The following is a 13,245-nucleotide window of genomic DNA, read 5'->3' as shown; positions in this document are numbered from 1 at the left end:
CGTCGATCGGTGTGCGCTGGGGGCCGCCTGGACGACGCTAGGTAGCCGGCCAACGCCCGTCAAGCGGGGGCACCGGAGGCCGGGGGCAGTTCGGTGGGCGGTGGGGCACCGGCGTGCACCAGGATGGGCGGCAGGGGCACGGCGGAGCAGGGGCATGGGGGGTCAGGTGGCGGAACCGGAGGAACCGGCGCCGAGGAATCCGGATGGGCCGGTGGAACGGGGGCCGGGCGAGCCGGATGGGTCGGTGGAACGGGGGCCGGGCGAGCCGGATGGGTCGGTGGAACGGGGGCCGGGCGAGCCGGATGGGTCGGTGGAACGGGGGCCGGGCGAGCCGGGCGGGTCGGTGGAACGGGGGCCGGGGGAGCCGGGCGGGTCGGTGGAACGGGGGCCGGCGGAGCCGGATGGGTCGGTGGAACGGGCGCCGGGGGAGCCGGACGGATCGGCGGAACGGGCGCCGGGGGAACCGGATGGGCCGGCGGAACCGGAGTCGGTGGAGCCGAGGCAACCGGAGGCCGAGAGATCGCCGGAATCGGTATCGGGCACGTCGGAGCCGATGGGTGCCGCGGAACCCGGGCACGGAGAGCCGAGGCCGATGCGGCCCGCGGGGCCGGCGGAGCAGCTACCGGACGAGTCGGCGGAGCCGAAATCGAGGCCTGCGCTCGAAACCGAACGACCTGTGACGTCGGGGCCGCCGCTACCCGGGCCGGCGCAATCCGGACCGGCATCGGCCCTGCCGGCGTGGGCACGACCGGCGGGGCTGGAGCCATGGGAACGACCGGCAGGACTGCGGCCGGTGTCCAGTCAACCGTGGTCCGGACAACCCGCACCGAAACAACCGGGATCGGGACAACCGGGATCGGGACAACCGGGATCGGGACAACCGGGATCGGGACAACCGGGATCGGGACAACCGGGATCGGGACAACCGTGGCCGGGACAACCGTGGCCGAGTCAACCGTGGGCGGGGCAGCCGTCAGCGGGGCAGCCGTGGCAACGGCCGGGGCCGGCGCATCCTGAGCCGGTGTCGGCGGGATCCGGGGCGCCTCCGCCGCGGCTCGAGCCGGCGGGACGGAAGCCGCCGTGGATGACCGGCGGCGAGGCGGTCTATGCGGTGTTCCTGGTCGGGCTGCTCGTCATGGTTTACCTGTTCGCCGATGCGTTCCAGCTGTTGCGGGAGCCGGATGACGGAGTGCTGCCCATCCGGTCACCCGCCACGGAGGGGGTCGGGTCGTACGCGTTCCTGCGCACCACGCCCGGTGGGCGTCCGGTCAGCTTCGACCGGTGCCGGCCGGTCCACTACGTGGTGAGCGCCCACGGGTTGCCGCCGGACGGGGTGGAGCTGGTCCGCGAGGCGGTGGACGAGGTCAGCGAGCGGACCGGGCTCACCTTCGTGATGGACGGGGTGACGTCCGAGGTCCCCCGGCCGAGGCGGAACGCGGCGCGCGGCTACGCCCAGGACTGGACGCCGGTCCTGATCGCCTGGGCGGACCGCGCGGACTTCCCGGTCCGGGACACCGGGCAGGCCGGCGACGTGGAGGGCATCGCGTTGAACACCTGGAGCATGCCGAGCGGACCCGAGTCGGCGCGGTTCGTGTCCGGCCAGATCGTGCTGTTCCGGGACAATCTGGCCAAGATCGCAACCGGTCGGAGCGGCCGGCTGATCCAGAAGGCGATCCTGCTGCACGAGCTCGGGCATCTGGTCGGGCTCGACCACGTGAGCGATCCCGGCGAGCTGATGGCGCCGATGTACACCGGGCTGACCGGGTTCGGTCCGGGCGATCGCCAGGGGCTGGCGGAGCTCGGCGCGGTCCCCTGCATGCCCCGCTGACCGGCGACAAGACCCAATCCTGATACTTATTTCACATACCCAACGTCCGTCATGTGACACTTGCAACAGGAGTGACCCATGAGTCGGCAGAATGTTGTGGTGACTGGCAAAGCCGCCCGCGGCGGGCCGCTTTCCGCCTACCATTTGCCGGCTAGCTGCGATATATCGATAACGATCTGTTGAACGGCGTGTCGACCGGATAACCGGCCTCGCAAGATCGCCCACACGGCGGAGTGACATCGATGTGCGCTCAGCGGTGTGACAAGGACGATAAGCGGGTGAGCGGCTTTAACTCGTGTGGGTGGCTGTGCGGCGAACTGATGACACTTATCTTCGAACCATCATGTACGCGCACCAGGAACGCTACGCCGCCGCACGTACCTCCGAACGCACCGCATGGTTGACCACTTCGACCGAAGCCAGCCGGCGGGCCGGACGGCGGTTGCGCCGTTCCGCGCACCGGCACACCCGGTTGACGATCAGCGACCACCTGGCCTTCTGGCGCGCGCAGCACGACGGGATGCGGTGCACCCGTACCGCGTCGGCACTCAGCTGGCCGGGGTACGTATGGCTGGCCGTGCTGCTCATCTCGGTGACGGCCGTCGGCGTGCTGACCGGGCTCCTGCTGGTCTAGCGTCAGGCGGCGCCGGACCACTCCGGCTGGTCGGCCTCGATGACGCCGCCGTCGGCGCGGATCACCAGCGCGCTGCCCCCCGGAGAGCGTCTCGGTGCGCTGCTCGGCCGCCCCGGAACCAGCCGGGTCGCACCCGCGCGCCCAGCCGGGCTGTTCCGGTGTGCGCCACCGACCCGGGCTGCTCGTCACCGACCGGTTGGTGCTCGACGTCGGGATCGGTCCCGCCGGCGGCCAGCGGCAGTCGCACGGCCAGCCGCCGCGGCCGGGGCGGCGGCTTGGGCGGGCCGGCCTCCTCGAACTTGCGCAGCCCGGTCTGCGCGGCCTGGTAGCGGGCCGCCGTGCCGTCGTTGTAGGTGGCCTTGCCGGTGCTCGATTTATCGGTGCAGAGCCTTGCGGGCCAGCCAGTTGCCCAGCAGCTGCGCCGCCTGCACGACCACGATGATGATCACCACGGTGACCAGGGTGACCGGCCAGTTGAACTGCTGGTAGCCGTACGCGATGGCGAAGTTGCCCAGCCCGCCGCCCCCCACGTAGCCGGCCATCGCGGACATGTCCACCACCGCGACGAAGATGAACGTGTAACCCAGCACCAGCGGCCCGAGCGCCTCCGGGATCAGCACGGTGAGGATGATCCGGGACTTGCTCGCGCCCATCGCCCTGGCCGCCTCGATCACCCCGGGGTCCACCGCGATCAGGTTCTGCTCCACCACTCGGCCGATCACGAAGCTGGCCATGGTGGCCATCGGGAACACCACCGCCTGCGTGCCGATGGTGGTGCCCATGACCAGCAGGGTGAGCGGGCCGACGGCGGTGATGAAGATGATGAACGGGATCGGCCGGACGATGTTCACCAGCACGTTGAGCAGGTGGAACACCACCGGGCTGCGCAGCAGCCCGCCCGGCCGGGTGGCGTAGAGCAGCACCCCGATGAGCAGCCCGAGGCCGCCCGCGATGAGCAGCGTCCAGACCACCATGTAGATGGTCTGCTGGAAGGAGAGCACCAGCTGCGGGTAGAGCTGCGCCCAGTTGTTCACAGTTCCTCCACCGGCGTGTGCGACCGGAGCTCGGCCAGCAGCGCGTCCACGTCGGCGTCCGCGCCGGCCAGCTCGTAGGTGAGGCTGCCGAACGGCTTCTCGGACAGCTCGCCGATGCCGCCGTAGATGATCGTGGCCCGCACCCCGCGCGCGGCGAACCGGCCGGCCAGCTCGCCGGCTGCCGTGCCGCCGTCCCGGATGGGCACGGTGACGATGCGGCCGGGGAAGCTGTGGCGGAGCCGGGCCAGGGTCTCCGGCGAGGGCCGGTCGCCGTGCACGCTCTGCACGAACCGCTTGGTGGCCGGCTCGCGGGGCGAGGCGAACACGTCGTAGACCGGGCCGTGCTCGATCACCCGGCCGCCCTCCATCACCGCCACCGAGTCGCACAGCGAGCTGACCACCTCCATCTCGTGGGTGATCACGACCACCGTGGTGCCCAGCTCGGTGTTCACCTTCTTCAGCAGGGCCAGCACGTCCTTGGTGGTCTCGGGGTCCAGTGCGCTGGTCGCCTCGTCGGCGAGCAGGATGGCCGGCCCGGTGGCCAGCGCCCGCGCGATGCCCACCCGCTGCTGCTGCCCGCCGGACAGCTGCGCCGGGTACTGCCGGGCCTTCTCCGAGATCCCCACGAACTCCAGCAGCTCGGCCACCCGGGCGGCCCGGCGCTCGCGCGGCCAGCCGGCCACCTTGAGCGGGTACGCCACGTTGCCGGCCGCCGTGCGCGAGGAGAGCAGGTTGAACCGCTGGAAGATCATGCCGACCCGGCCGCGCAGCGCGCGCAGGTCCCGCTCGGCCATCCCGGACAGCGGCCTGCCCTCCACCACGACCTCGCCCGAGGTCGGCACCTCCAGGCCGTTGATCAGCCGCACCAGGGTGCTCTTGCCGGCCCCGGAGTAGCCGATCACGCCGACGATCTCGCCGTTCGCCACGTCCAGGTCCACCGAGTCGACCGCGCGCACCGGCGAGCCGCCGGCACCGGGGAACTCCTTGCTGACGTTGCGGAAGCTGATGACCGGGGTCACCGTCAGGTGCCGGCCTTCTGGATGGTCGCCTCCAGGGACTTGGTCACCGCCTGCAGCTCGGCCGGGTCGTTGTTCTTGAACACGGTGGTGGGGCCGAGGTCCTGCTTGGCGGCGGCCTCCACCTCCGGGTCGTGGTAGACCCGCACCAGGTCCAGATAGGTGGGGTTGTCCTTGTCGGCCGCGCGGGCCACGAACACGTTGATGTACGGCTTGGAGGACTCGCTGTTCGGGTCGTCGGAGAAGATCACTTCCTGGGGCGAGAGGTTGGCCGACGTGGCGTAGTTGTTGTTCACCACGGCGCCGTCCACGCTGGGCAGGTTGGCGGCGGTCTGCGCGGCGTCCACCGGGATCACGGTGACCTTGGACGCGGCGGTGTCCACGTCGGCCGGCGTGGACAGGGTGTTGCCGCCGCCCTTGAGGGTGATCAGCTTGGCCGCCTGCAGCGTCAGCAGTGCCCGGGCCTGGTTGGTCGGGTCGTTCGGGATCACCACCTGGCCACCGGACGGGATGTCGGCCGGCGAGCGGTGCTTGCGCGAGTACAGCGGCAGCGGGTACACGGCGGTGGCGCCGACCGGCACCAGGGTGTCGTGGTTGCGCACGTTGTAGTTGGCCAGGTACTGCAGGTGCTGGAACTGGTTCAGCTGCAGCTGGTTCTGCGACAGCGCGGGGTTGGGCTGGTTGTAGTCGGTGAAGTTGACCAGCTCGACGTCGATGCCCCGCTCCTTGGCCTTGCGCTGGAAGACCTGCCAGTAGGCCTCGCTGGCGTCCGCCACCCCGATCTTCACCGCCGTCGCCGAGGAGCTGGCGCCGGGTGGCGGTGAGCAGGCCGACATCACCAGGGCCGCCGCCAGAGCGGGTAGCAACAGCAGGGCACGGAGCTTGGGCTTCATCGGTGTTTCCCCTCGAAGACGAACATGGTCCGCCGCCGGTGACCGGCACTGCTGATATGAAACCGCGAAGGCGGACGGTTGGGTGCGGCGGGGTGTCGGCTAACGACAACAACCCGGCATTGTTCCGCCCCATTCTTGAGTGATTCAGTCAAATTTACGGTAGCACACGCCGCGCGACCGCCTCCCCTGAACGGGGAGCCGTACGTCACTCATCCGGACGAGCGCCGGCCGGTGGTCGCACCGTCACTTTTCGTACCTCGTTGCTCACCACGAGTGCGCGGCGCTGCGCACCGGCGATCACTGGAGAGCCACATGGGCGGCTGGTCGGCACGTCTGCTTCTCGGTTCCGGACTGGCGGTGGCACTGTCCGCCGTGCTGGTCACGGGTACGGCCGTTGCGTCACCAGAGTCCGATGACGTGGTCAAGGTGCCGGTGTCCTTCGAGGTCACCAACGTGAACGAGTCGAAGGTGGCCTGCCAGGCGGACGGCAAGCGGTACACCGTCAAGGGCACCCTGGCCGCGCCGCGCCGGGTGCTGCACGAGGACAACCCCTCGCTCACCATCTACTCGCACGGCCTGGCCTACACCGGCAGGGGCTTCTTCGAGTTCACGAAGGTGCCCGGCTACGACTACATCGGCGAGCAGGCCGATGCCGGGCACGCCTCGCTGGCCTTCGACCTGCCGGGCTACGGGCGCAGCGACGCGGTGCCCAACGGGCAGGACATCTGCTACGGCTCGGAGGCCACGATCATCCACCAGATGGTCGGCCAGCTGCGCTCCGGCGAGTACCGGGCCGAGGGCGAGGACGCCGTGCGGTTCAAGCGGATCGCCCTGGCCGGCCACTCGGCCAGCGGTTTCACCGCGCAGGCCGAGGCGTACTCGTTCCACGACATCGACGCGCTGATCGTGATGGCCTTCGCCGACCAGGGGTTCAGCCCGCTGCTGCTGACCACCGCCGGCCAGACCCTGGTGCGCTGCACCCTCGGCGGCGACCCCAAGCAGGGCGACCCGCACACCAGGGGTTACGCCTACTTCGGCCAGTCGGACGCCGACTACCGGGCCGGCCACCTGCACAACACCGACCCGGACGTGGCGAGGGCGGCCACCGAGGACCGGGTGAAGGACCCGTGCGGCCGGCTGGGCTCGGCGATCCCGAACGCGGTCAGCGACAACGCGCTGCTGGCCACGGTGAAGGTGCCGGTGCTGCTGGTCTACGGGCACAACGACGCGCTGTTCCAGGACAACGCGGCCGGCACCCGGCTGCAGCGCGCGCACTTCGTGGGCAGCAAGGACGTGACCGACATCTTCCTGCCCGACACCGGTCACGCCCTCACCCTGGAGCGCACCGCGCCCCGGATGCGCCACGAGGTCTCCGAATGGCTGAACAAGCGCGGTTTCTAGATCACCTGGACGGTGCCCCGTGAGCCGTCCACCCGCACCCGGTCGCCGGTGCGCAGCCGCATGGTCGCGTCGCCGCAGCCGACCACGGCCGGAATGCCCAGCTCGCGGGCCACGATCGCGGCGTGCGACAGCGGTGCGCCGACGTCGGTGACCACCGCCGCGGCCCGGGGGAACAGTGGCGTCCAGCCCACGTTGGTGATCGTGGTCACCAGGATCTCCCCCGGTCGCAGCGACGCGCCCTCGTCCGCGCTGGCCAGCACGCGCGCGGTGCCCTCCACCACGCCGGCCGCGCCCGAGTACCCGGTGATCGTGTCACCCGCCGGCTCGGCCGGTGCGGCGGAAGGCCAGGCGTCACCGCGCCGGTTCGGGTCCGCGTACCAGGCGAACGGGTCGAACGCGCCTCGAATGTAGGAGGGGTACGGGGGCAGCGCGGCGTACCGGTGGTGCGTGGCCCGGCGCGGCGCCACCTGGGCCAGCGCCTCGTCGCCAGAGCCGTCCAGGTCGTCCGAGCCGTCCAGGTCCGGGCCGTCCAGCAGGCCCAGCAGCTCGTCCAGGTACAGGAAGAACAGGTCCTCGCCGTGCCCGGTGAGCTCGCCGGCCCGCAGTACCCAGTCCCGCACCACCCAGAACACCCGCACCGCCTCGGAGCGGGCCTGTTCGCGCATCCGCGCGGCGCCGGTCCAGGTGGCCAGCTTGCCGCGAAGGCGCTCGGCCTGGTCCGCGTCGGCCTCGGTGAGGCGCCGCCAGGCGCTCCGCCGCGCCGCGTCCTGCCGCTCCAGCAGCGCCACCGCGTCCTGGCGGGCGTCGGCCAGGCCGGCCAGCTGGGCGTCCAGCCAGTGTGGGTCCTCGGCCGGGCGGGGGAAGGAGATCTCCAGCTCGTGCGGACCCCGGTGCCCCCACTGCTCCAGGTAGGCCTCCCGGGTCAGCTCGCCCCGGGCCACCTTCGCCAGGCCGACCACCGGGCCGAGGCTGTCCAGGGTGCCGCCGTCGGCCTGTGCCCCGGAGAGCAGTAGGTTGGCGTCCTCCTCGCTGACCAGCTTGCGCAGCTCCTTGCGGCCCAGCGCGAGTGCGCTGTCGTCGCTGCGCGCCCCGGCGCCGAGCATCTCCGCCGCGCCCCGGTGCAGCGGTTCCAGCTCCTCACGCCACAGTCGGGCCAGCTCGGCCGTCGACCGGGCCGCGCGGATCCGGCCGCGCAGCTCGGCGCACCGCGCCGGGGTCCGGGGCACCACGTCGGCGAACACCTTCTGGTCGGCGGCGAACTTGCGCCGGGCCCGGATCGCCTGGGTGAGGCCGGTGCCCATGATCCGCCAGCGGGACGTGGGCAGCTCGGGGATGGTCATGCCCTCGGGCAGGATGCCGAACACCTGCTCGGTGCCGGTCCTGGCCTTCTCGCCCATGAAGAACGCGTCGGCCAGGCCGAAGATCGTGCTCAGGTTGAGATAGAGCCGGCCGCCGATGTTGCCGACCAGCTTGTGCCCGGCCGCCCCGTCGATCGGCAGCGAGCCGTCCAGGAAGATCTTCAGCGCCGACCAGCCGCACGGCGTCACCACGTCCGGCACCGCCTCGCCGATGTTGGTCGAGGTCCACAGGTAGTCGCCGGCCAGGCTGTCGTTCCAGACCAGGTATCCGCCGTCGGTGGAGTCGTGGTCCGGCAGTTTCACCGGCGGCGTGCGCAGGGTGGTGATCGGCCGGGCCTGCACGACGAAGAACTCGCCGCCCCGGCGGGTCCACTCCACGTCCATCGGCGTGCCGTAGAGCTTCTCGATGCGCTCGCCGAGCTCGGTGAGGGTGGCGGTCTCGGCCCGGTTCAGCACCGGTTCCCGGCGCAGTTCCTCGGGGACCGGGACCTCGGCGGTGCCGGTCTCGGTGCGCACGGTCATCGTCGTCTTGTCCGCGACCCGCTGCTCGGCCGGCTCGCCGGTGGCCCGGTCCACCACCACGGTGTCCGGGGTGACCTGCCCGCCGACCACCGCCTCGCCCAGGCCCCAGCTCGCGTTGATCACGATCTGGTCCCGCGCGCCGGTCATCGGGTTGGCGGTGAACAGGATGCCGGCCGCGTCCGCCGCCACCAGCTCCTGCACCACCACGGCCAGGCCGACCTGGTCGGGTGCGATGCCGGTGCGCGCGCGGTACCCGATCGCCCTGGCGGTCCACAGCGAAGCCCAGCACCGGCGGACGGCGCGCAGCAGCGCCGCCTCGCCCCGGATGTTCAGGTAGGTGTCCTGCTGGCCGGCGAAGGACAGCTCCGGCAGGTCCTCGGCGGTGGCCGAGGAGCGCACCGCGACCGGCGCGTCGGCGCCCAGCTCGCGGTACCGGGCGGTGATCGCGGCGGCGGTGTCGGCCGGGATCGGGTGCTCGGCGAACAGCGCGGCGATGGTCGTCGAGGCGGCATCCAGGGTCTCCGGGCGGGCCGGGTCGACGGCGGCCACGGCGGCCAGGACCGGTCGTTCCAGGCCGGCCTCGGCGAGGAACCGCCGGTAGGCCTCGGTGGTCACGTGGAAACCGGTGGGCACCGGCAGCCCGGCGGTGGCCAGTCGCGCGAGCGAGGCACCCTTGCCCCCCACCTGGGCCAGGTCGGCGGCGGGGTCGGCGAGCGGTCGAACCAGGGGGAGGGCCTGGTCGGACGGGGTAGTGATGGTCATGCCCGGCAACCTACTCTCTTTTCACAAATTTGTGAAAGTTGTGTTTGCTGGGTAGGGTCCGGTCATGGAGGATCGCGACGACGAGGCGATGGCCCGGTTCGTCGAGCGCTTCGCGGTCGAGCTGGCGGACGCCGGGATGCCCCGGATGGCGGCCCGGGTGCTGGTCGCGCTGCTCGCCACCGAGTCCGGCGGGGCCACCGCCGCCGAGATCGGCCGGCTGCTGCGGATCAGCCCGGCGGCGGTGTCCGGCGCGGTCCGCTACCTGGGCCAGCTGGAACTGGTGGTGAAGGAACGGGTGCCGGGGGAGCGCCGCGACCGGTACCAGCTCAAGGCGGACATGTGGTACGAGGCCATCGACCGCAAGGACCGGCAGTACACCCGGTGGGCGGGGTTGATGGGGGAGGGCGTCAAGGCGGCCGGCCCGGACACCGCCGCCGGCGCCCGGCTGGAGGACACCCGGCGCTTCTTCGAGTTCGTCCGGGGCGAGTCACCGGCCATGATGCGCCGCTGGCGAGCTGTACGGGACGCCGACTCGCGACACTAGAATCCCTGGATGGCCCCGCCGCCGTGGCATCTCCTGCTGGACGTGTTGCTGGCCGAGCGCGCGGAGCTGGCCGCCGAGATCAGCCGGCGGATGCAACGCCGGCTCTCGGTGTACCGGGACATCCCGATCGAGGATTTCGAGCGGCACGTGGCGGCGGCCATGGAGTGCGCCGTGGCGCTGGCCCGGGCGGACGTGCCGAGGCTCTCCCGGCGGCAGACCAAGGTGCTGGAACAGGTCGGCGAGGCGCAGGCGGTGCTGGGCGCGCCGGTGGACGAGATGCTGCTGGCCTGGCGGATCGGCGTCGACGTGCTGGTGGAACGGGGCGTTGCGGCCGCGCCCGGGTTCGGCCTCGGCGACGACCAGCGGCTGGCCTTCGTGCGGGTGACCATGGCCGCCGGCGACGTCGGCATGATCACCACGGCCCGGGCGCACCGGCGGGCCGAGCTGGAGCGGGACCGGGAGGCGCAGGACCGGCGCGCGTCGCTGGTACGCGCGCTGCTGTTCGGCACGGGCGACCCGGCCGAGCTGCGGGCCAGGGCCAAGACGTACGGGCTGGACCCGGAGGGGCAGTACCGGGCGGTGCGGGCCCAGCCGGCCGCCGGGGAGTCCTGGCGGGAGGTGGACCGGGCGATCGGGCTGACCGACGCGGCCCGGGACGGCCGGGGGATGAGCGTGCTGGTGGACGCCGACCTGGCCGGCTTCCAGCGGGACCCGCCCGGGGACGCGTCGCCGGGCCGCGCGGGGGTCGGCCCGGGGGTGCCGCTCGACCGGCTGGCCGAGTCGTTCCGGCTGGCCAGCCGGGCACTGCACACCATGCGGGCGTTCCGGCTGGCCGGCACCCGCGACCTGGCCCAGCTGGGTCTGCACGCCGCCGTGGTCGCCGACGCCGACGTCGGCGACGCGCTGTGCCGCCGCTACCTGGCCCCGCTGGCCGAGTCCGGGTCGGGCCCGGAGATCGAGGCCACGCTGCGCGAGTACCTCGCCGCCGGGGCGCATGTGGAGACCGCCGCCGAGCGCCTGCACATCCACCCCAACACGCTGCGCTACCGGCTGGCCCGGTTCGAGGTGCTCGCCGGCGCGCAGCTGCGCGACCCGCTGGTCCAGTTCGAGCTGTGGTGGGCGCTGCGGCGGGCGGTCATGGACCAGTGAGCCGGGAGTGTTTGGAGCCGGCTCCAAACGCGATCGCCGAATCTGGGAGCCAGGCACATGGTGCCGATCGCCGGGGAGCGTCACCCTGGTCGCCATGACCAGCGCCGACGCCGCCGCCCGTGCCGTAACCCCGCGCACCGCGTTACCCGACCCGGTCGAGCCGGTGCCGGCCCTGGCCGGGCCCACGGTCGGGCTGTTCGCCGGCTCGCTGGTCGTGTGGGGGCTGGCCACCTGGGCGCTGCTCGGCCTCGGGGTGTCGCCGTGGCTGACCATCCCGGTGCACGCGGCGGTGAGCTTCATGATGTTCACCGTGCTGCACGACGCGGTGCACTACTCGATCAGCCGCCGTCGCTGGGTCAACGCGGTTCTCGGCCGGCTGACCGTGCCGTTCGTGGTGCCGTACGCCTCGGCGCCGCTGTTCGGCTTCATCCACATCGAGCACCACCGCAACACCAACGAGGAGCTGGACTCCGACCCGGACGCCTGGGCCACCGACGGCCCCTGGTGGCAGCTGCCGTTCCGCTGGCTGACCATCGACTTCTGGTACGCCTGCTTCTACCTCAAGCACCTGGGCCGCCGGTCCGGCCGGGAGATCGCGGAGACGGCCGGGATCGTGCTGCTGTTCCTGGCCGGGGTCACGGTCGCGGCGCTCACCGGCACGCTGTGGACGGTCGCGCTGGTGTACCTGATCCCGTCCCGCATCGCGCTGGGCGTGCTGGCCTGGTGGTTCGACTGGCTGCCGCACCACGGGCTGGAGGTGACGCAGCGGGAGAACCGCTACCGGGCCACCCGGATCCGGGTCGGCATGGAGTGGCTGCTCACCCCGGTGCTGCTCTACCAGAACTACCACCTGGTGCACCACCTGCACCCGTCCATCCCGTTCTACCGGTACATCGCCGCGTGGAAGCGCAACGAGGAGGCCTACCTGGAGCGGGACGCGGCGATCATGACCGCGTTCGGCCGGGAGCTGACCACCGAGGAGTACCGGACCTGGCGGGAGCTGGACTCGGCGCTGGCCCGGGTCGGCCCCGTCACGCGGCCGCGCGGTTCCTCCGCCAGCCACGCGGAGTTCCACCGGCTGCCCGTCGCCGCCCTGGACCGGCTCACCGAGGACAGCCTGGCGATCACCTTCGACGTGCCGGACCGGCTGGCCGAGCGGTTCCGGTTCGAGGCCGGGCAGCACGTCACCGTGCGGTCCGAGGCGAACGGGGTGCGGCGGAACTACTCGATCTGCGCGCCGGCCACCGGCGGGCCGCTGCGCATCGCGGTGAAGCGCATCCCCGGCGGGGTGTTCTCCTCGTACGTGGCGGAGCGGCTGGCGGTCGGCGACGAGCTGGAGCTGATGACCCCGACCGGCCGGTTCGGTCCCGCGCTGGACCCGGCCGGCCGCCGGCACTATGCCGCCGTCGCGGCCGGCAGCGGCATCACGCCGATCCTGTCCATCCTGGCCACCGCGCTGGAGGTGGAGCCGGACAGCCGGTGCACCCTGGTCTACGGCAACCGGACCCGGCACTCCACGATGTTCCGCGAGGAGCTGGCCGCCCTGGAGTCCCGCTTCTCCGACCGGCTGGAGATCCTGCACGTGCTGTCCCGCGAGCCGCACCGGGGCGCGAGCCCCTACACCGGCCGGATCGACCAGGCGCTGCTCGGCCGGCTCCTCGCCGAGCGGCTGGCCCCGGCGGATGTGGACGAGTGGTACCTGTGCGGCCCGTCGGGGCTGGTGGAGGACGCGCGGCGGACCCTGCTGGCGCACCGGGTGGACGCCGAGCGGGTGCACGCGGAGCTGTTCCACGTACCGGCCTCGGCACCGGCGGAGGACGTCGGCGTGGCGAGCAGCGTGACCGTCCGGCTGGACGGCCGGGAGGACGTGGTCGAGCTGGCGGCCGGGCAGTCCGTGCTGGACGGGGCGTTGTCCGTGCGCCCGGACGCGCCCTACGCCTGCATGGGCGGGGCGTGCGGCACCTGCCGGGCCAAGCTGGTGCGCGGCACGGTCGCCATGGAGCACAACTTCGCGCTCGGCCGGGCCGACCTGGACGCCGGCTACGTGCTGACCTGCCAGGCCCAGCCCACCAGCGCGGAGGTCACGATCGACTACGACGACTAA

At 72.3% G+C, this 13,245-nt stretch carries 12 protein-coding genes; 6 read left to right on the top strand and 6 right to left on the bottom strand.

Going from position 1 to position 13,245, the window contains the following annotated elements; all coding sequences use genetic code 11:
* Positions 1-162: 162 nt before the first annotated feature.
* Positions 163-543 (bottom strand): hypothetical protein, encoded by a 381-nt coding sequence (locus ABEB12_RS27460; protein WP_345703188.1) that lies wholly within the window; start codon positions 541-543, stop codon positions 163-165.
* 151 nt (positions 544-694) lie between these two features.
* On the bottom strand, positions 695-925 hold the full coding sequence (locus tag ABEB12_RS42250) for a pentapeptide repeat-containing protein (RefSeq protein ID WP_425572278.1): 231 nt from the start codon (positions 923-925) through the stop codon (positions 695-697).
* Positions 926-1,084: 159 nt separating this feature from the next.
* Between ABEB12_RS42250 and ABEB12_RS27455 the strand changes: the two genes are divergently transcribed.
* A complete protein-coding gene (locus tag ABEB12_RS27455) occupies positions 1,085-1,828 on the top strand; it encodes a matrixin family metalloprotease (protein WP_185064997.1) in 744 nt (247 codons plus the stop codon).
* Positions 1,829-2,171: 343 nt separating this feature from the next.
* Positions 2,172-2,462, top strand: coding sequence for a hypothetical protein (locus tag ABEB12_RS27450; RefSeq protein ID WP_185064998.1), 291 nt, complete (start codon positions 2,172-2,174; stop codon positions 2,460-2,462).
* A 374-nt stretch (positions 2,463-2,836) separates the two neighbouring features.
* On the opposite strand, the gene ABEB12_RS27445 is transcribed toward ABEB12_RS27450, so the two are convergent.
* The 3 genes from ABEB12_RS27445 to ABEB12_RS27435 are packed head-to-tail and all read right to left on the bottom strand — an operon-like array spanning position 2,837 to position 5,405.
* Positions 2,837-3,436, bottom strand: a complete 600-nt coding sequence (locus ABEB12_RS27445; protein ID WP_185066094.1) for an ABC transporter permease subunit — start codon at positions 3,434-3,436, stop codon at positions 2,837-2,839.
* 56 nt (positions 3,437-3,492) lie between these two features.
* Complete coding sequence (locus ABEB12_RS27440; protein ID WP_185064999.1) at positions 3,493-4,515, bottom strand: ATP-binding cassette domain-containing protein; 1,023 nt, start codon at positions 4,513-4,515, stop codon at positions 3,493-3,495.
* 2 nt (positions 4,516-4,517) lie between these two features.
* Entirely contained in the window at positions 4,518-5,405 is an 888-nt protein-coding gene (locus ABEB12_RS27435; RefSeq protein WP_185065000.1) for a MetQ/NlpA family ABC transporter substrate-binding protein, read from the bottom strand.
* A 312-nt stretch (positions 5,406-5,717) separates the two neighbouring features.
* On the opposite strand from ABEB12_RS27435, the gene ABEB12_RS27430 reads away from it, so the two are divergent.
* The gene (locus tag ABEB12_RS27430; RefSeq protein WP_185065001.1) at positions 5,718-6,806 is read left to right on the top strand and encodes an alpha/beta fold hydrolase; all 1,089 of its coding nucleotides are present in this window, start codon (positions 5,718-5,720) and stop codon (positions 6,804-6,806) included.
* Here the strand turns inward: ABEB12_RS27430 and ABEB12_RS27425 are convergent.
* Complete coding sequence (locus ABEB12_RS27425; RefSeq protein WP_185065002.1) at positions 6,803-9,448, bottom strand: PEP/pyruvate-binding domain-containing protein; 2,646 nt, start codon at positions 9,446-9,448, stop codon at positions 6,803-6,805. The two genes, ABEB12_RS27430 and ABEB12_RS27425, sit on opposite strands and share 4 nt — an antisense overlap.
* A 64-nt stretch (positions 9,449-9,512) precedes the next feature.
* Between ABEB12_RS27425 and ABEB12_RS27420 the strand changes: the two genes are divergently transcribed.
* The 3 genes from ABEB12_RS27420 to ABEB12_RS27410 all read left to right on the top strand — a co-directional run bounded on the left by ABEB12_RS27420 (position 9,513) and on the right by ABEB12_RS27410 (position 13,245).
* On the top strand, positions 9,513-9,992 hold the full coding sequence (locus tag ABEB12_RS27420) for a MarR family transcriptional regulator (protein WP_185065003.1): 480 nt from the start codon (positions 9,513-9,515) through the stop codon (positions 9,990-9,992).
* 9 nt (positions 9,993-10,001) lie between these two features.
* Entirely contained in the window at positions 10,002-11,141 is a 1,140-nt protein-coding gene (locus ABEB12_RS27415; protein ID WP_221498735.1) for a helix-turn-helix domain-containing protein, read from the top strand.
* 94 nt (positions 11,142-11,235) lie between these two features.
* A complete protein-coding gene (locus tag ABEB12_RS27410; RefSeq protein WP_185065004.1) occupies positions 11,236-13,245 on the top strand; it encodes a fatty acid desaturase in 2,010 nt (669 codons plus the stop codon).

It is taken from the genome of Actinospineispora eucalypti (assembly GCF_039543365.1).
GTDB classification, from domain to species: domain Bacteria; phylum Actinomycetota; class Actinomycetes; order Mycobacteriales; family Pseudonocardiaceae; genus Pseudonocardia; species Pseudonocardia eucalypti.
The sequence above is the reverse complement of the archived record's forward strand: the minus strand, read 5'-3'. Positions and strand labels throughout refer to the sequence as shown.

What these genes read in the sequence shown, in the direction of transcription:
- ABEB12_RS27455 (WP_185064997.1), top strand. Translation starts at nt 1,085, where the DNA reads ATGACCGGCGGCGAGGCGGTCTATGCGGTGTTCCTGGTCGGGCTGCTC.
- ABEB12_RS27450 (WP_185064998.1), top strand. Translation starts at nt 2,172, where the DNA reads ATGTACGCGCACCAGGAACGCTACGCCGCCGCACGTACCTCCGAACGC.
- ABEB12_RS27445 (WP_185066094.1), bottom strand. Translation starts at nt 3,436, where the DNA reads ATGGTGGTCTGGACGCTGCTCATCGCGGGCGGCCTCGGGCTGCTCATC.
- ABEB12_RS27435 (WP_185065000.1), bottom strand. Translation starts at nt 5,405, where the DNA reads ATGAAGCCCAAGCTCCGTGCCCTGCTGTTGCTACCCGCTCTGGCGGCG.
- ABEB12_RS27430 (WP_185065001.1), top strand. Translation starts at nt 5,718, where the DNA reads ATGGGCGGCTGGTCGGCACGTCTGCTTCTCGGTTCCGGACTGGCGGTG.
- ABEB12_RS27425 (WP_185065002.1), bottom strand. Translation starts at nt 9,448, where the DNA reads ATGACCATCACTACCCCGTCCGACCAGGCCCTCCCCCTGGTTCGACCG.
- ABEB12_RS27420 (WP_185065003.1), top strand. Translation starts at nt 9,513, where the DNA reads ATGGAGGATCGCGACGACGAGGCGATGGCCCGGTTCGTCGAGCGCTTC.
- ABEB12_RS27415 (WP_221498735.1), top strand. Translation starts at nt 10,002, where the DNA reads ATGGCCCCGCCGCCGTGGCATCTCCTGCTGGACGTGTTGCTGGCCGAG.
- ABEB12_RS27410 (WP_185065004.1), top strand. Translation starts at nt 11,236, where the DNA reads ATGACCAGCGCCGACGCCGCCGCCCGTGCCGTAACCCCGCGCACCGCG.